Below are 22,866 nucleotides of genomic sequence, written 5' to 3' on the forward strand. Positions count from 1 at the left end.
ATTGATAAAATGGATCCCGGTGATCTGACCCAGACGATCTATCACACCAAGACCGAGACGATCCAGACCGGCGACCACATCTTTAAGGTCGAGACAGGCAATCAGGATATTTTTGTCAAGACTAACCATACCGAAGTGATCGAAGGCACCTCGACCGAGACAATCACCGGCGACACCAGCACAGAGATCAAGACAGGCAATTACACCCAGACGATCAGCACTGGTAATGTCACCCGCGAGGTATCCTCGGGCAATGAGAGCGTGACGGTGTCCATGGGGGACTATACCCTTGATACGTCTTTGGGGTCCGTTGTCATCACGGCAACCACAGAGATATCGCTGACCGTTGGTGGGAATTCGATTACCATCAGTCAGTCGGGAATTGAGATTTCCGGGATTATGGTTACCGTTAAAGGCACGGCAACCGCAGAAATGTCTTCGCCTGCGACCACAGTTTCAGGGAGCGCTATGCTGACCTTGGAAGGTGGCGTGGTCATGATCAATTGAGCGGGCATATGTCAGAACGATTTGAAAACCTTAAGAAAATACCGGAACAGCCTGCGGCACGCCTGATGGCTGCCGCGAATGCAAAGTTTACGACAGAACTTTCTACCCCAGCCAGCGCCTCGGTTCCCGCAGTTTTGGCCGAGCTGGAGAAGCAGGGTGCCCATGTGGATATGATCCGCTTGTTGTCGGTGTCTTTGCCCCCGCGCGAATGTGTCTGGTGGGCCTGTATTGCCGGTCGCGAACTGGTTGGGCCTGACGGGAAAAGCCCCTGCCTGACCACAGCCGAGGCTTGGGTTTTCGAGCCCACCGATGATATCCGCATGCGGTTGCAGATGGTTCTTGAAACGGAATCGTCAGGTGACAAGGCTGCCCCTTGCGCAACGGCTGCGTTTTATGCGCCGGGCAACCTGGGCCCCGGCGAAATGAAAGATCATCCCGCGCCGGTCGGTGTGGTTGCAGCGTGTGCGTTCGGGATCAACCTAAAGACATTGAAATTGGGGCCGGACCCGATAACGCGTTTCAATCTTATTATTGATCGGGCTCTCGATATTGCACGTGGTGGCAATGGCAAGGTAGAGTTGCAGGACACGACCACCGAAAAAGGAGATGCATGATGGGACAACCTCAAGCACGCGTTGCAGATATGCACACCGGACCCTGTACGATGGGGGCCCCTTTGCCAATCATGCCGCCTTGTTGCGTTACTGTATTGGTCTGCAAGATGCCGGCGGCACGGGTTACTGACCTATGCCTTGGTATGATCGCCCCCCCTGTCGCGAATTTTCCACCGCACCCGATCGCCAAGGGGTCGGCAACAGTGTTGATCCAAAAGTTGCCTGCTGCGCGTATTGGTGACATGTGCTCGTTGGGCGGTGCAATAGTTGCAGGTGCGCCGACGGTATTGACGGGTGGCTAAAAACAGATGGCGGTAACACTAAGGTTTCAATCGACGGGCAGTATCCCGGGGAATGGTGACCCAATCAACATGCAAGGTGCCAGCCTGACGATCGGGCGCGGCAACGAAAATGATTTGGTTCTGCCCGATCCCAACCGCGAATTATCCAAAAGGCATTGCGCCATCGAGGATCATAACGGCAATGTGATCGTTGTCGATTTTTCTACCAACGGCACATTTCTGAACTACGGCAAGCTGGCTTTGGGCAGCACCCCAACCCCCTTGAACGACGGCGATATTCTTTCTGTCGGGCCTTATGAAATTCTGATAAATATCGCGTCAAATGACGTCGATGACATGATCGCAGCCCCTGTTGCTGATGTTCAGGTTTCGCATGGCATGGCTTCGGGCGCGCCAAGTGATTTTGATTTGATGAATGCGCCGGGTGACGCCGGTGATTTCCTTGATGACCTTTTGGGCGGGCGCGAAGTGGCACCCAAAGGCCCCGCCGTTGTAAACCGTGATGAACCCGACGATGATGGCCTGCTGCCACCTTTGGGCGACGAAGATGATTTGCTTGGGCCTGCGGCTGACCCCTATGCCGGGCAAGGTGCAAGCATGGGGTCGCACAACGCGGCCTCCCAAGATCATTTTAGCGTCGCCAGATCCGCTTCGTCTGGGGGGTCCGCCATTCCGGACGATTGGGATGACGATTTCCTGTCTCCGATTGCGCCAGAACCGGGTGGAAATGCTGGGGGCGGCAATCCCTTTGCATCGCCGACCCCCGCAGCACGTATCCCTGATGAACCCACGTTGCAGCCCGCACCGGTAGCACCGGCACCACAACAAGCGCCTGTTCAGGCCAAAGCACCCGCTGCGGGACCTGCTGGCGTGGTCGGTGTCGCCCCGGCGCGCGGTTTTCTTGCCGCGCTTGGGGCTGATGATTTGGGTGTGGCTGATGCCGAATTGCCCGCCACCATGGTCCGCATGGGCAAGGTGTTGCGCGTGATGATCGAAGGTATGCGCGAAATCTTGATGACGCGCACGTCGTTCAAATCCGAATTCCGGATCGAGCGGACGATGATCCAGATGGGCGGGAACAATCCGCTTAAATTTTCGATCAGCCCTGAGCAGGCAATCGAGGCAATGGTGCGTCCCAAAGCCCAAGGGTATCTGGACGCCATTGATGCGACGACCGAAGCCTTGAAGGACATCAAAGCCCATGAAGTGGCAGTGATCACCGGTATGGAAGCCGCGTTAAAGGGCATTCTGAAGAAACTGGACCCGGCGGTGCTGGAGGCAAGAATAAACAAAGAGAGCAACCTTAGCGGTATGCTTAAGAGTCGGAAGGCCCGGTATTGGGAAATTTACGAAACGATGTATTCAGAAATTTCCGACCAGGCAGAAAATGATTTTCAAGAGCTGTTTGCCAAGGAATTTGCACGCGCTTACCAAGACCAATTGGATAAACTGAAATGATGAACCACAAACGGGGGGGCGCATAATGTCCTGGGATAGCAAGGTTCTCTGGAACGAAGGCCTGTTTCTTCAGCCGCATCATTTTCAGCAGGCAGACAGGTACACCGAAAGCCTTGTTGCGGGGCTGGCGCGGCGCATCGGCCCTTATGTCTGGGGGGTGAACGCGCTTGAGATCGACGATGAAGTCCTGAAATTCGGTCAATTCGCGATCAAGTCCTGTGCCGGGCTGACCCATGATGGCACCGTGTTCCGGGTTCCCAGTTCCGAAGATCACCCGCCTGCGCTTGACGTTCCCGAGGGGGTCAAGGACTGCATCATCTATTTGACGGTGCCGCAACGTCGCCAGGGCGCGCTTGAGGTTGATATGACCGGGGCAGAATTGTCTGCGGCGCGTTTGCGCCCGGGTGAGATCGAAGTAACCGATGTGACGTCGACAGGTAAAAAAGCGGTCACCATGGGCGTTGGCAAACTGCGTTTGCAATTCGCGCTTGGCGTTGACGACCTGTCAGACCGCCTGTGTATCCCGATTGCAAAGATAATCGAGGTCAAGCCGGACAAAGAAGTTTTGCTGGACAAGTCCTTCATCGCATCCTGTCTGGATTGCAATGCTGCTGGCCCTTTGAAGGATTTCATGCGCGAGTTGGACGGATTGCTGGGCCACCGCAAAACCGCGCTGGCCGGACGTCTGTCCGAAGGGGGCAGCACCAAAGGCGTCGCAGAGATTAGCGATTTCCTGTTGCTGATGTGCGTCAACCGGATGCAGCCTTTGGTTAAACATCTTTCACAGATCGAAAATATTCATCCACAAGAATTTTATCGTGTGTGCCTGTGTCTGGCGGGTGAATTGGCAACATTTATGGCCAATGACAAATCCGCGCCTGCATTCCCGCCCTATGCCCATGACAATCTGACCGCTACGTTCAATCCCGTGGTCAAGGTTCTGCGTCAGTATCTATCGTCGGTGCTGGAACAGACCGCAGTGTCTATTCCACTGGATCCGCGCAAATATGGCATCAGCGTCGGCATTATTGCAGATCGCAAGCTGTTGTCGACGGCGGGTTTCGTGCTTGCGGTGCAGGCCGATATCCCTGCCGAGAACGTGCGGCGCCATTTCCAGAACCAAGCCAAGATTGGTCCGGTCGAGGAGATCAGGCAACTGGTCAACTCGGCGCTGCCCGGTATCCCTTTGCGCCCCTTGCCGGTGGCACCGCGTCAAATTCCGTATCATGCGGGCGTGGTGTATTTTGAACTGGACGGCGACAGTGCCCATTGGGGTAAGATGTCTACATCCGGTGGCATCGCAGTTCACGTTTCAGGTGAATTTCCGGGCCTGAAGATGGAGCTTTGGGCCATTCGACAGGGTTAAGTGCCTTTTTGAGGCCCTGAATATTAGAGGACGAAAAGCATGTCTGATAAAGATCCATTCGCCGAACCGGAGGATGCTGACCGGACTATTATCCGTCCCAATCCAGGGGGGCGGCGGGCGGTTCCGACAACTCCGCAGCCCTTTGCCCAACCTCAGGCCGCCCCGCAACAGCAGCGTCAACCCGAAGCGGCAGCCCCGATGGGCATCCCGGGCGGATCAAGCGCGTCACGGGACACCGCGACAGAACCTAGTGTCGAACAAGGCATGACCGGGATGAACAAGATCAACGCGGCGGCTGCCACGTTGTTTTCGCTGGTGTCGCGTATCCGCAACCGCGCGCAACACATGGATCCCGAAAAACTGCGCCGTTCCGTGGTCGCCGAGGTACGAGAATTCGAAAATCGGGCACTCAAGATCGGTATTGATGCGCAGGACATAAAGATCGCGCGCTACGCCATTTGTGCGACATTGGATGACGTGGTTTTGAATACGCCATGGGGCGGTCAGTCGATCTGGGCGCAACAATCTATGGTTGGTACTTTTCACAAAGAAACTGTCGGCGGTGACCGGTTTTTCGACCTGCTTGCCCGTCTGGAAAAAGAGCCGAGCAGCAACATTGACCTGCTTGAATTTCTTTATATGTGCCTTTCGCTTGGATTTGAAGGCCGTTTGCGGGTCGAGCAAGGTGGATCGGACAAGCATCTGCAAATCCGTGCTGGCCTTTCGCGCATCATTCGCGCACAACGCGGCCCCGTCGAAAAGGACATGTCACCGCATTGGGAAGGCGTGGAGCAACCGCATAAGGTTCTTTCAATCTGGCGCCCGCTTTGGATTACAACAGCAAGCGTTGCCATTTTATTGACTGCGATCTTCCTGACCTTCAGCTGGGTGCTGAACAGATCGACGGATCGGGTTATGGGGCAGATGTCGGTCCTCGACTCAGGGCAAGTCGCGGAGCTGATGCGCCGCGCCCCACCGCCACCACCGCCACCGCCTCCTCCTGATGTTCAGCTCAAGCGGGTGCAGGGATTTCTTCAGGAAGAGATTTCACAAGGCATTGTCGAGGTGTTTCAGGATCAACAGACCATTACTGTGCGGCTGGCTGGATCAGGCATGTTCGGATCTGGTTCGGACCGTTTGCAACAGTCCTTTGAAGAACCCTTGCGCAAGGTCGCGCAAGCGCTGGATGAAACGGAGGGTCCTGTCATCGTCGTCGGCCACTCTGACAACATACCGATAAGATCTTCGCGCTTTCCGTCGAATGAACGTTTGTCATTGGCGCGGGCCGAAGCCGTGATGCGCACGCTTGAAAGCAAGCTGGCCAAATCCGACCGGCTTGAAGCCGAAGGGCGCGCAGAAAAACAGCCTATCGCGGATAACGGCACCAGCGAAGGTCGCGCAAAAAACCGTCGTATCGAAATCGTTCTGGTTAGGAAAGATACAACATGATTCTGCACACCCTTCGCAAAATCCGTTCCGGCATTGTCATAACGATCTTGGTCGCATTTGCATTTTCGCTTTTGATCTGGTTTCTCGGCCCGCTTTTGGGCTTTGGCGAATTCCACCCATGGGACAGCCCGGTCGCGCGTCTGATCACCATCGGCGTTATCGTTTTGCTGGCGTTGACGGCGATTTTGCTGATCATCATGCGCCGGGCGAAACGCGAAAAGCAGATGGAGGAAGACATTGTCGAATCCTTGGATGACGATGCTTCTTCCGAAGAGGACGAGTTGGTCAAAGCCGAGCTGATGGAGCTTAAAGGCAAGCTGAAAGAGGCTCTTGGTGCGCTACGCAAATCCAAGCTGGGCAAAAAGTCGCTTTATGAACTGCCTTGGTATGTGATGATCGGCCCCCCCGGTGCGGGCAAAACGACGGCGATTGTCAATTCGGGGCTGAATTTCCCCCTCGCCGATAGTGTTGGCAAGGCCAGCATCGGCGGCGTCGGTGGCACACGCAACTGCGATTGGTGGTTTACCAATGACGCTGTTTTGATTGACACTGCGGGCCGTTATACCACCCAAGATAGCGCAGAAGCGGAAGATAATGCAGGTTGGCAGGGTTTCCTGCGTTTGCTTAAGAAGCACCGTAAACGGCAGCCCATTAACGGGGCCATCCTTGCCGTATCGCTGTCTGACCTGTCGCTTCAGGATGAAGCGACACAAAAGGGTCACGCCGCTGCAATCCGCCGCCGACTGCATGAATTGCGCGAAAAGTTGGGCGTACGCTTTCCGGTTTATGTGCTGTTCACCAAATCCGATCTGATCGCGGGTTTTTCCGAATTTTTCGACCATCTTGGCAAAGAAGAACGCGAGCAGGTCTGGGGCTTTACCCTGCCGCTCTTGAAAAAAACCAAAGCAGAAGTTTCCCCTATTGCTGCATTTGACGAAGAATTTAGCCTGTTGTTGGGGCAGATCAATGCGCAATCCCTTGAACGCATGCAGCAGGAAACCGACCACCAGCGGCGCTCGCTGATCGCGAGTTTTCCGTCGCAGGTAGCCTCGGTTCGCACCACGGCCCAGACGTTTCTTACGGAAGTGTTTCAAGACAACCGTTTTGAAAAACGCCACCTTCTGAGGGGCGTTTATTTCACGTCTGGCACCCAAGAAGGCACGCCGATTGACCGGCTTATGATGGGCATGGCGCGCACCTTCGGCATCGGGCGTCAGGCGATTGGTTCGGGGCGTGGGACAGGCAGATCGTTCTTTCTGACGCGACTGTTCGAAAAGGTTATGTTCCCCGAAGCCGGCTTGGTCAGTGCCGACGACAAGGTGGAACGCCGCTACCGTTGGACAAAACGCGTCGCGATTGCCGCCGCCCTTGTGGCTGGCATCGGCATGACCGCATTGTGGGCGCGCAGCTATCTTGGGAATAGCGAACTTTTGGAACAGGCATCCCAAAACGTTGAGCAGTACCGCACGGCCGCAGCACAGATTCCAGGCAGCCCAATTGCCGACAGTGACCTTCCCGGGATTGTGCCTGCTTTGAACATATTGCGCGCTATGCCAGCAAACCCTGCGGCGGGTGATCCGCGCCCGAAGGGGGCGCTGACTTGGGGCTTGTACCAAGGCAAGGTGCTTGGCAACCAAGCCGGACAATCCTACCGCGCCGCGCTGAATGAACATTTCTTGCCTCGGATGCTTTTGCGTCTCGAAGAGCAGATGCAAGCCAACATGAACAACCCCGACTTCCTGTATGAAAGCCTCAAGATTTATCTTATTTTGGGCCAACAGGGACCAATGAACCAGGACCTGATCAAAGAGTGGATGGCGCTGGATTGGTCCGTCGCTTTCCAAGGCGGTGGTCGTGATGAATTGCGCTCGGATTTGACGGGCCATTTGAATGCCCTGCTGGATGCTCCGATCGACGAAATTGGTCTGAATGGCCCTTTGGTTGAACAAATTCAGGGTCTGCTGTCCGAAATGCCTTTGGCACAACGGGTCTACAACGGCATCATCAATTCACCCCGCGCCAAAGATTTGCCGCAGTGGCGTCTGACGGATATCGGTGGTCCCGCAATCGGGCGCGTGATCGTGCGGTCATCCGGCAAGCCTCTGAACGAAGGGGTCGAGGGCATTTTCACCTATGACGGGTTCAATACGGTGTTTCTGGATGAAGCGCTTGGCGTCGCAACGCGCATTCAGCGCGAAAGCTGGGTATTGGGCGAACGCGGCGAGGCCGAGCAATCTGAAACCGCATTGGTCGCGATGAGCCGGGACGTTTTGGACCTTTATTATACTGATTATATTTCGCGCTATGACCAGATCCTTGGTGATATTGATATCATCCCCATGGAAAGCCTGAGCCACGCGGTCGAAGTAACCAATGTCCTGTCTGGTCCAACATCGCCGCTGGTGAATATCCTGAACGCCGTTTCGAATGAAACAAAGCTGACCGAAGAGCGCGGCGGGTTGGACGGTTCTGGCCTTGCCGAGGGTGCTGCAAGTGTAGGTGCGCTTGAACTTCAGTCATCCTTGTCGAGCAGAAGCCAGCTGTTCCTAAATGCCCTGAGCAGCGGTGTGACCACAGACCAAGGCCCGGCTCCGAAAGAACCGGGGTCCTTTGTCGAAGAGCGCTTTGTTTGGCTGCATGAACTTGTCGCCGAAATTGACAACCAGCCCTCCCAACTGTCGGAACTGATGAGCCGCTTGACCCAAGTTTATCAGGAACTCAACAAGCTTAGTTTTGCCGGCGGGATCGGGGCAGGGGCGGGTGACGCCACAGCCATCGTCCGTTTTCAGGAACTGGCAAATCGTCTGCCCGGTCCAATTCAGCGCTGGTCGACGCAGATTTCATCCGGATCGTCGGGCATTACAGCAGATGGGACGCGCGCGTCGATCAATGCCAAATGGCAATCGCAAATCCTGCCATTTTGTTCGCAAGCGCTGGACAACCGGTATCCATTTTCAGGCGGGGCCAAGGCTGATGTGGCAATGGGTGACTTTGCGCGCCTGTTTGCCCCGAACGGCATGATCGACGGCTTTTTCAATGAAAACCTGCGCGATTATGTCGATACGCGGGCACGCCCATGGGCGTGGAAGCGAGTGAACGACACAGACCTGGGCATCAGCCCTGCAGTTCTGCAACAATTGCAATATGCCGCCGAAATTCGGGATGCGTTCTTTGCTGGTGGGGAAACCCCTGCTGTGAAATTCCAGATTACGCCAGAGGCTCTTGATCCAAAAGCACAACAGTTGGTCTTGGATATTGACGGCCAAGAGGTGGAGTTCGCGCATTCAGTCGCGCCGAAACCATCGGCGATTACCTGGCCTGGTGCCGTCGGGTCTGCGCGCATCATTTTGCAACCTGTGATTAACAGTACGTCAAATGCGATCACACGGGATGGCCCTTGGGCATGGTTCCGGTTGCTGAGTGCGGCCGAGGTGCGCAGGACCAATGTGTCGGACCGCAACCGCGTGATCTTTAACGTTGGCGGCCGGATCGCAATCTTTCAACTGCAATCAGGGTCTGTGTTGAATCCGTTTGCCTTGACCGCGCTGAGCAAGTTCAGCTGCCCCAAGTCATTTTGATGGTGGGACAGTTCGGTGCCTTCGGTAAGATCCCCGCATTGGGTGATTTTTTGCGGCTTAACGTGAGTGCAGGATTTGTCCAGCCGTGGGATGACTGGTTGCAGGCTGGCATGCTTGCGTCGCGCGAGGCGCTTGCGGAAAACTGGGATGACGCGTATCTTTCTGCGCCGATCTGGCGGTTCACATTGCCAAGCGGTGTGGCAGGGCCGGCAGGTATGATCGGCATCGTGATGGCATCGGTGGACCGTGTGGGGCGCCAGTATCCATTGACCCTTGCCGCACCAATTGACGCCGCAAATGCAGCTTTAAGCCACTTTGCAAACACATCGGTGTTTGAGCATCTGGAACAAATTGCGCTTGATATGCTTGACGATCATAACACCCGCGAAGTGCTGACCAGCGCGCTTGCGTTGGTGGCACCAATGCCCGCTGCCTCGTCTGACTCTGTGGATATGCCCTATGCCGGATTGTTCCCGATCGAACATGTTCTTGCCGGTCAGGCCTTGGCACCACGGGTCGGTGCGCGGGATGTGATCTGGACGACCGCCATGGACCAAGACAACCGCCTGATGCTGACGCGCGGGCTTCCCGAGGGGCGCGAGATGCGCGCCCTTTTCGATTTGCACTCCCCCGTTTGGGGCAACGAAGATATGGCCGAACTTATATGACCCAAGTCAGATATTCCGCGACGACCCATTTGGGTTTGAAGCGTAAGGTAAACGAAGACAGCATTCTGGCCTTGCCGGACCAGCAGATTTGGGTTGTGGCGGACGGAATGGGGGGACATGCCGGTGGGGATTTTGCGTCTCAGGCTGTTGTTGATAGCGTCGCCATGATCGATCCGACATTGCCCCCTGTCGGTTTATTGAATGCACTGCGTGAGACGTTGGCCCGATCCCATGAACTGATCCTGACCGAGGCTGCGTCGCGCGGAGGTGTCACGATGGGGTCGACCGTTGTTACCTTTGCGATCGCCGAAGGGCATTTCGCCACATTCTGGGCGGGCGACAGTCGGCTGTACCGTTTACAGAATGGCGTGCTGGATATGCTGACAACCGATCATTCGGTCGTGGCGGAGTTCGTGTTGGCGGGAGAGATGACGTGGGACGAAGCCGAACACCATCCCCAATCCAACGCAATCACGCATGCGGTCGGTGTCGGAGAAAAACTGGAACTTGAAAAAATCCGTGGTCAGGTTTTTTCGGGTGACCGCTTTTTATTATGCTCGGACGGGCTGACAAAATATGCTACGTTCGACATTCTGACGAACTATTTGTCGCATGAACCGATAGAAACAATCACAGAGCGGTTGCAGCAGTTAGCGCTGGATGGGGGAGGGGCCGATAATATCTCGATCATTGTCATCGATATTATTTAAGACCACCGTTTAGACGCCTTGCGCCGCAGGGCGTGTCAGGCACCCGTGGACCAAATCGATTTCATATCAAGATTGCATAGGCCGGCATTTATGGAAAAACGCATCATCCCTGTAATCCTTGGCATTATGGCGCTTATCTTTATTGGTTTGGGTGTTCTGATCTATATTCAACTGCGGCCCACGCAGGAAATCAGATACGAAACTGATGGCGATGCCGGGTTTTCCGCGTCTGCTATCGACAGCGGTGCGCGGATCGAAATTGAAGTGCTGCGGTCGCAGATTGATGCGTTGACGGAAGCCGTACAAAACCTTGAAAAAGAAATCGGGCGCGTCGCGTCATCATCGCGTGCCCCGACAAACACCGAACCTTTGACACAGGAACAAGGTACATTTCAAAACGACGGCGGCAATGACATTATCGACGCCTATGCCCAAGTGGTTTTGATCGCGGGCCGCCGTGATTTGAACAAAGGTTTGCAAATCGCATCGCCTTCTTATCTTGAGGGGGTCTTTGGCAGACCGCGCGATGTGCTGACGTCAGAATGTCAGGGGATGACCAACAAGCGTCTTGCGTCCAAGCTCCAGACAGAACAGGTCGGACCGGTGCGGGTGCGGATGCTGACACCTGCCATTGAATCCCTGCGTACTGTTTTTGCGAAAATCGAAGCAACCGACCCTGACCTTTACGCGCGTATCAATACGGCGGGTGCTCTTTGTGTCCGGCATATTCGGGGGGCACCGGGCAGGACATCCACGCATGCATTTGGTCTGTCTCTGGATCTGAACATTGATGGCAAGCTTGATCGCCTTGGCGATGGTCGCACGCAATTGGGCCTTACAATTCTGGCAGATTTTTTCCGCACGGAAGGCTGGTATTGGGGCGCGGGATTTTCGCGCGAAGACAGCATGCACTTTGAGGTCAGCCGCAATCTTGTCGAAAAATGGGTGGCCGAAGGCAAACTTTAGCGCCGTTCAAGACCAAATGTCCCGATGATCTAGCCTATTCCGCCGCCCGAGAAAGCTGTGTCGATGGTGTCGGGGGATAGAGGTAATCGCGGGTCAGCGGAACTGCGTCTTGGCGGCGTGATATCTGGAACTGGAACACCACTTGCCGCCCGAACCGGAACGTCTGTTCAGAGGCGACCAGATAAAATCGCCACATCCGAACGAACCTGTCATCATAGATTTCAGCGGCCTTTTCGCTATTCGCCTCAAACCTGTCAAACCAGTGCCGCAGCGTCGTAGCATAGTGTAACCGCCAGCATTCGACATCGTCCAGAAACAAGTCCGCGTTTTCGATCGCGGGCAAGACTTCGGACATCGCGGGGATATACCCGCCGGGGAAAATATAGCGCGCAATCCACGGGTTTGTTGCATCGGGCGGCGCGCTTCGCCCGATAGTATGGACCAGCGCGACGCCGTCAGGGGTCAGCAGATTTCGAACGGTTTGAAAGTAGGCAGCGTAGTGGGGTAGGCCGACATGTTCAAACATACCGACCGACACGATCCGGTCGAAAGGGCCGGTCACATCACGGTAATCGCACAGCTTGAATTTGACGCGATCAGAAAGACCCTCGGCCTTGGCGCGCGCTGTCGCGATACGGTGCTGTTCCTTTGAAAGGGTCACGCCCAGAACGTTGACGCCGTAGTCGCGCGCGAGACTAAGTGCCGTCCCACCCCAGCCGCACCCGATATCAAGAACACGCATTCCGGGCTCCAAAAGCAGCTTGGCTGCAATATGGGCCTTTTTCTGGCTCTGACCCTGCTCCAAAGAATCCTCGGGGCTTTTGAAATACGCGCAGGAATATTGCCGGTCCTGATCCAGAAAAAGATCGTATAGTGTGCTGGACAGATCGTAGTGATGCGCGACATTGCGTCTGGAGGCGGATGCAAAGTTGTTTTGGTCAAATCGCCGTCGCAGCATCCGAATTACCCTGATGGCGCGCATCCACAACGACGATGCCTGCACATCAAAATTGCTGACCACAACCCGTAGTAAGCCATGCAGATCATCGCCATCAATCGTGATCTCTCCGTTCATATAGCCTTCGCCAAGCGCAAGTTCGGGATTCCAGACCAGACGTCTAACGACGGCTGAAGTGGTCAGCCGGACGACAACAAGCGGTCCTAGGCCATCGCCAATGCGCGCAACACTTTTGTCTGGCAGATGCAGCGTAATGTTGCCCTCGCGCAGAAGGGATCTGAGGTTTCTGACAAGTAGGTGTTGAAGCACAGCATTATCCTTGAGCAGGTCCTTTTTGTGCTACTCCATGCAACCGGGCTGTCGATTGATCGAGGTCAATGTGATCTTGCAGGGCGCACCTTGGCCGCGCGGCAAAAGTTTCAGTCCCGATTGATTTAACGCAAGATGGATTCTTTTTATTAAGGAATCCTGCACCATAATTCACTATCTGCAATCTATGGGGGAGGACTAAAATCATGCAAAAATTAAATACGGAACTGGGTACCAGACCGTCTGCCACCATCGGGTACCTCCGTCGCAACAACCCCGAGCATTCGGGCCTCGACGGTCCTACGGTCAGACATCTGCCGAAACGCAGATTTGACACACAAATCCATGACGCTTTTGGTCCTGACCCTGATATCGTTCTAGAATGCTTTATTGCGCTTGGATTAACGGACGCAGAAATTAGCCGCTATGTTGGACTGCCTGAGGCGCGCGTGACCCGCATCGCGCGCCCTATGCGCCGCCCTGATCTGGGCAAGTACGTTGACTGAAGGATGTTCGACAGGCCGCTAAGCGATGCGAAGGTATGAGGCGCCGAAAGATTTTCGCCGCTTCATTGTTCTTGACGAGGATCAGACGGATATCAGATCTGCAGGCAAAAGGTCTGAAGGTACGTCCTGAAAACAGATCGGACGGAGAAATCTGCGGATCGACAATGTTCCCACGCTGGTTGCGCCAAAGTTGGTCGAGGCAGGATAGGGGCCGCCGTGGACCATAGTATCAGCCACTTCAACGCCGGTCGGAAAACCGTTCACCAGCACACGCCCCGCCTTGCGCTCAAGGATCGGCAGCAGCGCGCGGGCGTGATCGGTGTCGGCCTTGTCCATGTGGATCGTCGCGGTCAACTGGCCCTCGAACCCTTTGGCAAGGGTCAGTATTTCATCCGGCCCAGAAACCCTCACAACTAGCCCAAGCGGGCCGAAGACCTCTTCGCCAAGCGCATGATCCTGAAGGTAGTTTTCTGCGTCCGTCTCAAAAAGATTGGGCGAGGCGTGGCGCCCTTCGTCCGCATTGGTCAGCAATGGTTGAACTGCATTGCGCCCGTCAAACCGCGCCTTGCCCGATGCATAGGCGTCTGCGATGCCGTCGGTCAGCATGACTTGAGGAGCGACTTTGGACAGCGCATCTTTGGCGGCGGAAACGAATGCATCGCCTTCGGCACCCTTGGCGATAACGGCAATACCGGGGTTGGTGCAAAATTGTCCGGCACCCATTGTCAATGACCCTGCCCATCCAGCCCCAATCGCTGCACCGCGTGCTTTGGCGGCTTCGGGCAGGATAAACATCGGGTTGACGGACCCAAGTTCGCCAAAGAACGGGATCGGTTCTGGACGCTGCGCGCAAAGGTCAAACAACGCACGTCCCCCGCCCAATGATCCGGTGAAACCAACCGCCTTGATCAAGGGGTGCTGAACCAGCGTCTGGCCAACCTCGCGGTTACCACCCTGAATCAACGAGAACACGCCGGGATGAATGCCACAGGTCTTAATGGCGGCAAGGATCGCGTCGGCGATGATCTCGCCGGTACCGGGGTGGGCAGAGTGCCCCTTGACGACAACGGGACAGCCGGCGGCCAAAGCGGCGGCGGTATCGCCACCAGCGGTCGAAAAGGCGAGGGGAAAGTTCGACGCGCCAAACACGGCAACCGGCCCGATCGGGCGTTGGATCATGTAAAGATCGGGGCGGGGAAGCGGTTGGCGATCTGGCAGCGCCTTGTCGTGGCGAATGTCCAGATACTCCCCTTTCAGGATGTGCTCTGCAAACAGACGCAGCTGGCCTGTCGTGCGCCCCCGTTCCCCCTGAAGCCGCGCTTCGGGCAGGCCGGATTCTTGGGAACCGATCTGGGTGATGGCTTCGGCGCGGGCTTCGATTTCGTCTGCGATGGCGTTCAGAAAGGCGGCGCGGTCAGCACGGGCGGAATAGGCATAGGACCAAAACGCGTCTTCGGCGGCATCGCAGGCGCTGTTGACTTGCGCAGGTGTGCCTGCTGAAAATGCGTGGGCGGCACCATGTGCAGGTTCAGACTGGAAGGTCTTGTCCGTTTCAACCCATTCGCCAGCGATCAGGTGTTTTCCATGTGGGGTGAAGGTCATGTCGTGTCCTTTTGTAGTCTTTGTCCGGCGCGTGCATTGGCCTGCCGCCCGCATTTCAAGGGATCAGCGGCCTGTTTTGGCGCGCCAGTCTTCGAATTTCTTCTGGTTCTCTTCGTGGGTGCATGGATAAAGGCCGATGATCGGCGTGCCGGCCAGCACCTCTTCGAGCACGAAATCCTCGAAGGCTTCCATGCCCGAACATACCTCTGCTATTTCGTCAGCCAGATGCGCAGGGATCACCATCACCCCGTCCGAATCTCCGACAATCACGTCGCCGGGAAACACGGCAACGCCGCCACATCCAATGGGAATATTGATATCAAGCGCCTCGTGTTTGGTCAGGTTCGTCGGGGCGGACGGGCGTGCGTGAAAGGCTGGCATGTCAAGTTCGCCAATGCCTTGCGCGTCGCGAAATCCACCGTCTGACACGACACCGGCGCATCCGCGCACGGCCATGCGCGTGATCAGGATCGACCCGGCGGTGGCGGCACTTGCATCCTGACGCGCATCCATCACCAGGACATGGCCCACTGGGCATGTCTCAACGGCGACGCGCTGCGGGTGGTCTTCGGTGCGGAACACCTCAAGCTGATTGCGGTCTTCACGGGCTGGAATATAGCGCAGGGTAAAGGCTTGTCCGACCATGCGCTCAGCCTTTGGGGCGACGGGGGATACGCCTTGGATGAACTGGTTACGCAAGCCGCGCTTGTAAAGCTGGGTTGCAATCGACGCGGTCGAGATGCGATTCAGCTTGGCTTTGGTGTCGTCGGAAAGAATGTAATCGGTCATGATCTGGTCCTTAGAATATGTCTGGTTCGCCCGCGGCGCGGCCATAATCGGTTTGCAAGAAGTCAAAGTCGCAGCCTTGATCCGCCTGCGTGACATGTTGGGAGAACATGTAGCCGTAGCCGCGCTCGAACCGCTTGGCAGGCGCAGTCCATGCGGCACGGCGGCGGGCCAGCTCGTCCTCGTCGACGAGCATATCAAGGGTCCGACCGTCCAGATCGAGGCGGATGATATCGCCTGTTTTCAGCAGCGCCAGCGGCCCGCCGACATAGCTTTCGGGGGCAACGTGCAGCACGCAGGCACCGTAGGAAGTGCCCGACATCCGCGCATCTGAAATGCGCAGCATATCGCGGTGACCTTGCTTGATCAGCGCTTTGGGGATCGGCAACATGCCCCATTCAGGGAAGCCGGGGCCACCTTGCGGCCCTGCATTGCGCAGCACCATAACGGTGTCGGGCGTGATCTCGAGATCTTCGTCGTCGACCGCTTTTTTCATGTCGGGATAATTGTCAAAGACCAGCGCCGGGCCTTCGTGGCGATAATATTTCGGATCACAGGCCGCAGGTTTGATCACAGCGCCATCGGGGCACAGGTTGCCGCGCACCACGGCCAAGGACCCTTCCTTGTAGACCGGGTTTGACAGCGGCCGAATGACATCGTCGTTATAGACTTCGGCCCCTTCAAGGTTTTCGCCAACGGTCTTGCCTGTCACCGTCATGCAGGTTGTATCCAGCTGGCTTTCGATCTGCTTCATCAAGGCACGCAGGCCGCCCGCGTAGTAGAAATCCTCCATCAGGTAATCTTTTCCCGCAGGTCGGACATTCGCGATCAGGGGTGTGACGCGGCCAAGCGCGTCAAGATCATCCAGTGTCAGGTTGTGACCGGCGCGGCGGGCCATTGCGATCAGGTGCACCACTGCATTGGTCGAACAGCCCGTTGCCATTGCAACAATCGCGGCGTTGCGACAGGCGGCGTCAGTGATAATCTTGTCGGGGGTAAGGTCTTCCCACACCATATCGACGATGCGCCGACCACAATCGGATGACATCCGGATATGTCCGGAATCAACAGCGGGAATAGAAGACGCGCCAGGCAATGTGATCCCCATCGCGTCGGCGATCGCCGTCATGGTGGACGCGGTGCCCATTGTCATACAGGTGCCCGCAGACCGCGCGATGCCGCCCTGAACGCCTTGCCATTCCTTATCATCGATATTGCCCGCACGGCGTTCGTCCCAGTATTTCCATGCGTCCGAACCGGAACCCAAAATCTTGCCGGCATAGTTGCCGCGCAGCATCGGACCCGCGGGCAGATAGATCAGCGGTACCCCGGCCGAGATTGCGCCCATCACCAGACCCGGCGTAGTCTTGTCACAGCCGCCCATCAACACCACGCCGTCCAGCGGGTGCGAGCGGATCATTTCTTCAGTCTCCATCGCCAGCAGATTGCGGTAAAGCATCGAGGTTGGTTTGGTGTTGCTTTCGTCAACCGACAGCGAAGGCATTTCGACGCCAATGCCGCCCGCCATCAAAACGCCGCGCTTGACGTCTTGGACGCGTTCACGAAAGTGCGAATGGCAGGTGTTCAGTTCGGACCAGGTGTTCAGGATTCCAATCATCGGGCGATCACGGAATTCTTCTTCGGAATAGCCAAGCTGCATCATCCGGGAACGGTGTCCAAAGCTGCGCAGATCATCCTGTGAAAACCATCGCGCGGACCGAAGGTCGGCGGGTGTTTTGCGTGTCATTTTGTTATCCATTGAATGCAAAGGTGAGCCAGACCAGCAGCACGGTCAGTGCTACGCCCACGACTTCGGGCCAGCTGCCAAAGTCGTAGTGGTCTTTGCCGTCTTCGGCTGCATATTCAGGGGCCGAGATATCCTCGTCCTGCTTTGTAAGGTGCGGATCGGTCATCAAAGCCTCCCTATTCCATCATCGATGGCAGCCAAAGCGCCAGGTCGGGTATGAAAAGCACCAGAAACAATCCGACGATCTGCAGCCCGATGAAGGGCAAGACGGCGAGAAAGATATCCTGAAGCTCGATTTCCTTTGGGGCGACTGATTTCAAGAAGAAACAGGCGGGCCCGAAAGGTGGTGAAAGATAGTAGATCTGGATGTTCATCGCGAACAGCACACCAAACCAGATGGGGTCATAGCCAAGATCGATGACGACAGGCGCAAAGATCGGCACGGTGATAAAGATGATCGCGATCCATTCAAGGAATGTACCCAGCAGCATGACGATCAACATCATGACAACGATGACCATGATCGGTGCAAGATCCAGACCGGTCAGCACGCCGCGCAGGAATTCCCCGCCGCCAATACGGTTGTAAATCCCGATCAAGGAGACGGCACCCAAGACCAGCCAGATGATAGACCCGACGGTCAGAACAGTCTGCCGCATTGAATCGCGCGCCATTTTCCAATTCAGTTCTCCGCGCAGCGCGGCAATGACCAAGGCACCGACGGCACCTATGGCTGCTGCCTCGGTCACGGTGGCGATGCCTGAGTAGATCACGCCCAGAACGGCCCCGATCAGCACCCCGGGCAAAATCACGCCCTTGAGGTATTTCAGCCGCTGAAAGAAGGGCAGCCCTGTTTCAGGGATGTCATAGATCGGTGCCATCGCCGGGTTCAGGCGTACCCGGATCAGAATGTAGCCAATGTAAAGTGATGCAAGGATCAGCCCCGGGACGGCAGAAGCGGAAAAAAGCTTGGTAATCGACACCTGTGCGGCAAGGCCATAGATGATCAAAACGACCGATGGCGGTATCAGGGTTGCCAGCGCGCCAGCAGCACAGATGATGCCAATCGACAGCTTCTTGTCATAGCCAAGGCGCAACATCTGGGGCAGGGCGATCAAGCCCAGCATCACGATTTCGCCCCCCATGATGCCTGACATTGCGGCCAGTACCACTGCTACGATACAGGTCTGCACCCCGACCGAGCCGCGGAAACGCCCGCCCATGATTGCCATTGAATCGAACAGTGATTTCGCGATTCCGGATCGCTCAAGCACATTTGCCATAAAGACAAAGAACGGGACAGCGATCAGTTCGTACTTGTGCAGTACTTCGCTGACGTTTGCGCCTACGATGAAGAACCCGGCGCGCACGCCGAAATACATGATCGCTGTCGCAAGGGATACGGTCAGGGTTGTCACACCCAACGGCACGCCAAGGGCCATCAGTGACAAAAGCGCCATGACGATCAAAAGTGTAATTAATTCAATGCCCACCAGTCAGGTCCTTTTCGGTACGCTGAACCCAGCGGATGATGTTGGCGGCAAGCTGCGCCAGATATAAAACGCAACCCACGACGATCAAAACTTTGAAAATGGTGGGCTGGATCGAGTTGAAAGCCGTGCCCGTGTATTCCGTACGCGACAGCACCTTCATCGCGGGTTTCCACAGCGCCATGGTCAGGACGGCCAATGCCCCGAACGCAATCAGCATCTGGAACAGGCGAAATGTACGCCAGACACGCGGGCCGACGATCATTTCAAGCATGGTGATCGAAATATGGCGGTTCCGTTCGGTCACAAATCCGACCGACAGTACCCATGCGGTTGCGCATAGCGTCATCGCCAATTCGGTTGACCAGACAGTCGGCTGGTCGAACCCGTAGCGCAGCACCACCTCGGCGGCGGATGCCGCGATACAGGTGAAAAATAAGACGGAGCAGGCCTGCCCGATGAAGACGCTGATGCGGTCCATCCAATCGGCATAAAAGGCCAGAAGGTTAGTCATAGCACCCCCCAGAAAGGTAAAGACAGCACCGCACCAGTCTGACTGGCGCGGTGCGGCGGCTCTTATTCTTTGAACAGGCCGATTTCTTTCATATAGGCAAGATTTGCATCCAGCGCTTCTTGGGCGAGATCGGACTTCTTGGCATAGTCTTCCCACTGTGCGCGGGCGACGACACGCAATTTGTCGCGGCTTTCCTGTGGCCAGTCGATGACTTCGATCTTGTCGCCAGCGGCGTCACGTTCAGCCAGCTGCTTGTCCAACTTACCGACTTCGGCTGCCATGGCGTACATCGCGTCATACCACCAATCGTGCAGGGCCTGCTGATCTTCTGCTGAAAGGGCCTCCCACTTTTCGGTGTTGAGGGTGAACTGCATTGACGGCATGGAATGGATGCCGGGATAAAGCGGAAAACGTGCCACGTCGTGCAGGCCAGTTGCGTCGTTGTTCACATAGGCCGAGGCATCAGCAGCATCGACGATGCCCTTTTCAAGCGCGCCAAAAACCTCGGAGAACGGGATCGAAACCGGTGACGCGCCGGCGGCCTGAAACACCGCAGCGGCAAGACCCTCGGGGGAGCGGATCTTTTTGCCGACAAGGTCTTCGTAGGTTCGGATCGGAACGGCTGCGGGCAGTGCCTCACGCGAATATGGTCCACATGCAACGACATGTACTTCGCCGTCTGTTACTGAATCAGCAGCTTTTTGCATCATCGCGGCACCGCCGCCATCCTTGCAGAAACCCAGCATCTGTTCTGGCGTGTCGTAGCCAGAAATCAGGTCGCCCATGATGGCATACGCTGGCTCAAGCCCGGCAAAATAGTTCACTGAGGTGAAGTCACCATCCAGCACACCGGCGGCAACCGCTTCGGGGGTTTCACGCGCGGGGACGACGGACCCGTTTGGCGTCAGCACGATCTCGATCCGGCCATCAGTCATTTCTTTGATCTTGGGCAGCCAGGTTTCAGTCAGGTATTGCGTCGAAAAATCGCCTGCGTTGAATGATGTTTGTATATTTAGTGTTTCAGCGGCGGCCATTGAGACCGGCATGGCAACAGTCGCAGCCATAAGCGCCTTAAGCGTCAGTTTCATAATATCCTCCCATTGGATCGTGCAGATCACCCTGCTAAAATTGAACTAATATATTAGTGCGCTTTTGGCAAGACCCTTGTACAGTGGGCATCGGCAAGCGACAGAAAGACAGCTAAGTGTAATGAGCAAACAGGAATTCAAATCGACATCCCCGGTTGGGCAGGTGCGTATTTCAGGCGCGCCCACGCCGATCAGACGGATGACCACCAGCCAACAGGTCTATAATGCATTGCGAGATCGAATCGTCGGGCTTGAACTTTTGCCCGGCCAGTCGCTGTCGCGGGTAGAAGTGACCGATACCTATGGCGTCAGCCAAATGCCCGTACGCGAAGCCATGCAAAAACTTGCCGAAGAAGGGCTGTTGGTGATTTTCCCTCAGTCCAAGACGGTTGTTTCCCGTATCGACATTGTACATGCGCAAGAAACCCAGTTCCTGCGGCTCTCCCTTGAGCTTGAGGTGATCCGACGCTTGGCGTTGACGCAGGACCGGTCTTTCATGGATGAAATAGATGTATTGGTCGCGCGTCAGGAACGGGCTTTGGAGGCCGAGGATATGGTCGAGTTTTCCGCCTTGGATCACAGCTTTCACAGGCGGATGTGTGGGTTGATCGGTGTGGAAAGCCTGTGGGATCTTGTGACGGCGCGGTCCGGTCATATCGACCGGCTTCGCAATTTGAACCTGCCTGATCCTGGAAAATCAGCCTCAATTATGGAATGTCACCACCGTATCGCTTCGGCGATCCGGGCAGGGGACCCTGCCGCGGGGCAAAAAGCGGTGCGCGACCATCTTTCAGGCACGCTGGCGCGGGTCGATGATATTCGCAAACGGCACCCGGATTTCTTCTGACGGCCAGTTCCGATTTTGGCTTTCATTGCCCTAGTTCGCGCCTCAGAAAGCGCATGAATCTTGGGTCGCCGGTGCGGGTAACATTCAAGCGCATCGCGGCTGGCGTGCCAGAGGGTTGAACCACGAAAAAGCTTGAGGGGGCAATGAAGATTCCCTCGGCCGCAGCCTTTTTCGCAAGGTCGGTGTCGCTGATCCCCTTCGGCAGGTCGAGCCAGGCGTAATATCCCTGTCCGGGGGGAACTTTGCAGCGCAGATTCAAAGCGGCCAGATCGCCTTGCAGTTTCTCAGCCGCATTCTGCAACCGTCTGGCCAGCTTTTTAAGGTGCCGGGCATAGCGCTGGCTTTGAATCATTTCGGTGACAATCATCTCGGAGAACCGTGACGAATTGACCGTCGTGATCATTTTCAGTTCAGCCAGTTCTTCGGTAATGCTGCGGTGTGCCGCGATATAACCTGTGCGAAATGAGGCAGATAATGTCTTTGAAAACGTGCCGACAAAAATAACGCGGTCAAACCCGTCCAGCGCCGCCAGGCGCACCCCTTTCGGATCAGGAAGGTCGATAAACGGATCATCATCGACGACCATGAAATCCATAGTTTCGGCCAGTTTCAACACGCCATGGGCCGTCACCAGATCCATCGAGGTGCCCGTCGGATTTTGCGCCAACGATTGTGTAAAGAAAAGCTTGGGGCGATGCTCTGCTGCCAGGCTACGCAATTGGTCCAGATCCGGGCCGTTTGTACCGCGTGGCACCCCGATGAAAGTCACCTGAGAAAAGCGGAGTTTGGCAAACAGGGGATAATATCCAGGGTCATCGACCAACACAGTGTCGCCGGGCTTGAGATAGCGCCGCACGATCAGGTCAAGTCCATGATTTGCCCCAAAGGTCGTCACGATCTGTTCGGGCTCAAGCGCAATGCCATCCGATTTATGCCGGGCCGCAATCAGGGTGCGAAGCGGATGATACCCCATATGAGAGCCGTATCCCGAGGTATCATTGCCGCTATCACTTTGAAGTTCGGGTAGGTTGCGCATTGGGATGCCTGCCATCCACAATGCCGGCGGGCGCCCGTCGCCGATACGGACTGCGTAATTCTGATCAAGCTGCGCCCGGAGCAGGGAGATGCTGTCCACGGCTTCAACCAGATGTCGGGGAGCATCATCCTCTCGGATCGTGTGGGTGTGTGAGGCGACCGTAAACCCAGCCCCTTGCCGCGCGGTAATCAGTCCTTGCGCCACCAGCCTGTCATAGGCTTCGACAATCGTATTCTTGGAAACACCCAGATCAGCCGCGGCTGCGCGGATGGAGGGCAAGCGTTCACCTGCTGCCGGACTGCCATTGGCGATGTTATCGGCCAAGCGCCGCACGATGTTATCGGTCTTGTTCATTGCAGTCCAAA

20 protein-coding genes and 1 pseudogene are annotated in these 22,866 nt (G+C 56.1%); 12 read left to right on the forward strand and 9 right to left on the reverse strand.

Going from position 1 to position 22,866, the window contains the following annotated elements:
• From ABYT07_RS03285 to ABYT07_RS03330, 10 genes and pseudogenes are all read left to right on the forward strand, one after another.
• Positions 1 to 507 (forward strand): annotated as a pseudogene (locus tag ABYT07_RS03285) (type VI secretion system tip protein VgrG); the annotation flags it as partial.
• A gap of 8 nt (positions 508 to 515) precedes the next feature.
• Entirely contained in the window at positions 516 to 1,121 is a 606-nt protein-coding gene (locus ABYT07_RS03290) for a hypothetical protein (RefSeq protein ID WP_372989429.1), read from the forward strand.
• Between the two features lie 71 nt (positions 1,122 to 1,192).
• Entirely contained in the window at positions 1,193 to 1,423 is a 231-nt protein-coding gene (locus ABYT07_RS03295; RefSeq protein ID WP_372989483.1) for a PAAR domain-containing protein, read from the forward strand.
• A gap of 6 nt (positions 1,424 to 1,429) precedes the next feature.
• Positions 1,430 to 2,881, forward strand: a complete 1,452-nt coding sequence (gene tagH, locus ABYT07_RS03300) for a type VI secretion system-associated FHA domain protein TagH (protein ID WP_372989431.1) — start codon at positions 1,430 to 1,432, stop codon at positions 2,879 to 2,881.
• A 25-nt stretch (positions 2,882 to 2,906) separates the two neighbouring features.
• The gene (gene tssK, locus ABYT07_RS03305) at positions 2,907 to 4,247 is read left to right on the forward strand and encodes a type VI secretion system baseplate subunit TssK (RefSeq protein WP_372989433.1); all 1,341 of its coding nucleotides are present in this window, start codon (positions 2,907 to 2,909) and stop codon (positions 4,245 to 4,247) included.
• 39 nt (positions 4,248 to 4,286) lie between these two features.
• On the forward strand, positions 4,287 to 5,696 hold the full coding sequence (icmH, locus tag ABYT07_RS03310; protein WP_372989435.1) for a type IVB secretion system protein IcmH/DotU: 1,410 nt from the start codon (positions 4,287 to 4,289) through the stop codon (positions 5,694 to 5,696).
• Entirely contained in the window at positions 5,693 to 9,274 is a 3,582-nt protein-coding gene (tssM, locus tag ABYT07_RS03315; protein ID WP_372989436.1) for a type VI secretion system membrane subunit TssM, read from the forward strand. The genes icmH and tssM overlap by 4 nt, the downstream gene beginning before the upstream one ends.
• On the forward strand, positions 9,274 to 9,942 hold the full coding sequence (gene tagF, locus ABYT07_RS03320) for a type VI secretion system-associated protein TagF (RefSeq protein ID WP_372989437.1): 669 nt from the start codon (positions 9,274 to 9,276) through the stop codon (positions 9,940 to 9,942). The genes tssM and tagF overlap by 1 nt, the downstream gene beginning before the upstream one ends.
• The gene (locus ABYT07_RS03325) at positions 9,939 to 10,652 is read left to right on the forward strand and encodes a PP2C family serine/threonine-protein phosphatase (protein ID WP_372989438.1); all 714 of its coding nucleotides are present in this window, start codon (positions 9,939 to 9,941) and stop codon (positions 10,650 to 10,652) included. Before tagF ends, ABYT07_RS03325 begins: the two co-directional genes overlap by 4 nt.
• A gap of 90 nt (positions 10,653 to 10,742) precedes the next feature.
• Positions 10,743 to 11,618: a M15 family metallopeptidase gene (locus ABYT07_RS03330; RefSeq protein ID WP_372989440.1), complete on the forward strand. Its 876-nt coding sequence runs from the start codon at positions 10,743 to 10,745 to the stop codon at positions 11,616 to 11,618.
• 34 nt (positions 11,619 to 11,652) lie between these two features.
• On the opposite strand, the gene ABYT07_RS03335 is transcribed toward ABYT07_RS03330, so the two are convergent.
• Positions 11,653 to 12,885, reverse strand: coding sequence for a class I SAM-dependent methyltransferase (locus ABYT07_RS03335; RefSeq protein WP_372989441.1), 1,233 nt, complete (start codon positions 12,883 to 12,885; stop codon positions 11,653 to 11,655).
• A 206-nt stretch (positions 12,886 to 13,091) separates the two neighbouring features.
• On the opposite strand from ABYT07_RS03335, the gene ABYT07_RS03340 reads away from it, so the two are divergent.
• Positions 13,092 to 13,391, forward strand: a complete 300-nt coding sequence (locus ABYT07_RS03340) for a hypothetical protein (protein ID WP_372989442.1) — start codon at positions 13,092 to 13,094, stop codon at positions 13,389 to 13,391.
• An 81-nt stretch (positions 13,392 to 13,472) separates the two neighbouring features.
• Here the strand turns inward: ABYT07_RS03340 and ABYT07_RS03345 are convergent, their stop codons facing one another.
• The 7 genes from ABYT07_RS03345 to dctP all read right to left on the reverse strand — a co-directional run bounded on the left by ABYT07_RS03345 (position 13,473) and on the right by dctP (position 20,618).
• The gene (locus ABYT07_RS03345; protein WP_372989444.1) at positions 13,473 to 14,993 is read right to left on the reverse strand and encodes an aldehyde dehydrogenase (NADP(+)); all 1,521 of its coding nucleotides are present in this window, start codon (positions 14,991 to 14,993) and stop codon (positions 13,473 to 13,475) included.
• Between the two features lie 63 nt (positions 14,994 to 15,056).
• Entirely contained in the window at positions 15,057 to 15,782 is a 726-nt protein-coding gene (locus ABYT07_RS03350; protein ID WP_372989445.1) for a ribonuclease activity regulator RraA, read from the reverse strand.
• A 10-nt stretch (positions 15,783 to 15,792) separates the two neighbouring features.
• On the reverse strand, positions 15,793 to 17,526 hold the full coding sequence (gene araD, locus ABYT07_RS03355) for an L-arabinonate dehydratase (RefSeq protein WP_372989447.1): 1,734 nt from the start codon (positions 17,524 to 17,526) through the stop codon (positions 15,793 to 15,795).
• Between the two features lie 4 nt (positions 17,527 to 17,530).
• Positions 17,531 to 17,692 carry a hypothetical protein gene (locus ABYT07_RS03360; protein WP_372989448.1) on the reverse strand — a complete coding sequence of 54 codons (162 nt, stop codon included), beginning with the start codon at positions 17,690 to 17,692 and terminating at the stop codon, positions 17,531 to 17,533.
• A gap of 10 nt (positions 17,693 to 17,702) precedes the next feature.
• Complete coding sequence (locus ABYT07_RS03365) at positions 17,703 to 19,019, reverse strand: TRAP transporter large permease subunit (RefSeq protein ID WP_372989449.1); 1,317 nt, start codon at positions 19,017 to 19,019, stop codon at positions 17,703 to 17,705.
• Positions 19,009 to 19,530 carry a TRAP transporter small permease subunit gene (locus tag ABYT07_RS03370; protein ID WP_372989451.1) on the reverse strand — a complete coding sequence of 174 codons (522 nt, stop codon included), beginning with the start codon at positions 19,528 to 19,530 and terminating at the stop codon, positions 19,009 to 19,011. Before ABYT07_RS03370 ends, ABYT07_RS03365 begins: the two co-directional genes overlap by 11 nt.
• A gap of 62 nt (positions 19,531 to 19,592) precedes the next feature.
• Positions 19,593 to 20,618 carry a TRAP transporter substrate-binding protein DctP gene (gene dctP / locus ABYT07_RS03375; protein WP_372989453.1) on the reverse strand — a complete coding sequence of 342 codons (1,026 nt, stop codon included), beginning with the start codon at positions 20,616 to 20,618 and terminating at the stop codon, positions 19,593 to 19,595.
• Positions 20,619 to 20,739: 121 nt separating this feature from the next.
• Between dctP and ABYT07_RS03380 the strand changes: the two genes are divergently transcribed.
• Positions 20,740 to 21,465 (forward strand): GntR family transcriptional regulator, encoded by a 726-nt coding sequence (locus ABYT07_RS03380; RefSeq protein ID WP_372989455.1) that lies wholly within the window; start codon positions 20,740 to 20,742, stop codon positions 21,463 to 21,465.
• Between the two features lie 22 nt (positions 21,466 to 21,487).
• Here the strand turns inward: ABYT07_RS03380 and ABYT07_RS03385 are convergent, their stop codons facing one another.
• Complete coding sequence (locus ABYT07_RS03385) at positions 21,488 to 22,855, reverse strand: PLP-dependent aminotransferase family protein (protein WP_372989457.1); 1,368 nt, start codon at positions 22,853 to 22,855, stop codon at positions 21,488 to 21,490.
• Positions 22,856 to 22,866 lie beyond the last annotated feature (11 nt).

Origin of the sequence: Sulfitobacter sp., assembly GCF_041552635.1 — a bacterium.
Taxonomy (GTDB): Bacteria; Pseudomonadota; Alphaproteobacteria; order Rhodobacterales; family Rhodobacteraceae; genus Sulfitobacter.

Excerpts from the sequence above, each read along its gene's own strand:
- ABYT07_RS03290 (WP_372989429.1), top strand. The coding sequence starts at position 516 with ATGTCAGAACGATTTGAAAACCTTAAGAAAATACCGGAACAGCCTGCG.
- ABYT07_RS03295 (WP_372989483.1), top strand. The coding sequence starts at position 1,193 with ATGCCGCCTTGTTGCGTTACTGTATTGGTCTGCAAGATGCCGGCGGCA.
- tagH (WP_372989431.1), top strand. The coding sequence starts at position 1,430 with ATGGCGGTAACACTAAGGTTTCAATCGACGGGCAGTATCCCGGGGAAT.
- tssK (WP_372989433.1), top strand. The coding sequence starts at position 2,907 with ATGTCCTGGGATAGCAAGGTTCTCTGGAACGAAGGCCTGTTTCTTCAG.
- icmH (WP_372989435.1), top strand. The coding sequence starts at position 4,287 with ATGTCTGATAAAGATCCATTCGCCGAACCGGAGGATGCTGACCGGACT.
- tssM (WP_372989436.1), top strand. The coding sequence starts at position 5,693 with ATGATTCTGCACACCCTTCGCAAAATCCGTTCCGGCATTGTCATAACG.
- tagF (WP_372989437.1), top strand. The coding sequence starts at position 9,274 with ATGGTGGGACAGTTCGGTGCCTTCGGTAAGATCCCCGCATTGGGTGAT.
- ABYT07_RS03325 (WP_372989438.1), top strand. The coding sequence starts at position 9,939 with ATGACCCAAGTCAGATATTCCGCGACGACCCATTTGGGTTTGAAGCGT.
- ABYT07_RS03330 (WP_372989440.1), top strand. The coding sequence starts at position 10,743 with ATGGAAAAACGCATCATCCCTGTAATCCTTGGCATTATGGCGCTTATC.
- ABYT07_RS03340 (WP_372989442.1), top strand. The coding sequence starts at position 13,092 with ATGCAAAAATTAAATACGGAACTGGGTACCAGACCGTCTGCCACCATC.
- ABYT07_RS03345 (WP_372989444.1), bottom strand. The coding sequence starts at position 14,993 with ATGACCTTCACCCCACATGGAAAACACCTGATCGCTGGCGAATGGGTT.
- ABYT07_RS03350 (WP_372989445.1), bottom strand. The coding sequence starts at position 15,782 with ATGACCGATTACATTCTTTCCGACGACACCAAAGCCAAGCTGAATCGC.
- araD (WP_372989447.1), bottom strand. The coding sequence starts at position 17,526 with ATGACACGCAAAACACCCGCCGACCTTCGGTCCGCGCGATGGTTTTCA.
- ABYT07_RS03360 (WP_372989448.1), bottom strand. The coding sequence starts at position 17,692 with ATGACCGATCCGCACCTTACAAAGCAGGACGAGGATATCTCGGCCCCT.
- ABYT07_RS03370 (WP_372989451.1), bottom strand. The coding sequence starts at position 19,530 with ATGACTAACCTTCTGGCCTTTTATGCCGATTGGATGGACCGCATCAGC.
- dctP (WP_372989453.1), bottom strand. The coding sequence starts at position 20,618 with ATGAAACTGACGCTTAAGGCGCTTATGGCTGCGACTGTTGCCATGCCG.
- ABYT07_RS03380 (WP_372989455.1), top strand. The coding sequence starts at position 20,740 with ATGAGCAAACAGGAATTCAAATCGACATCCCCGGTTGGGCAGGTGCGT.
- ABYT07_RS03385 (WP_372989457.1), bottom strand. The coding sequence starts at position 22,855 with ATGAACAAGACCGATAACATCGTGCGGCGCTTGGCCGATAACATCGCC.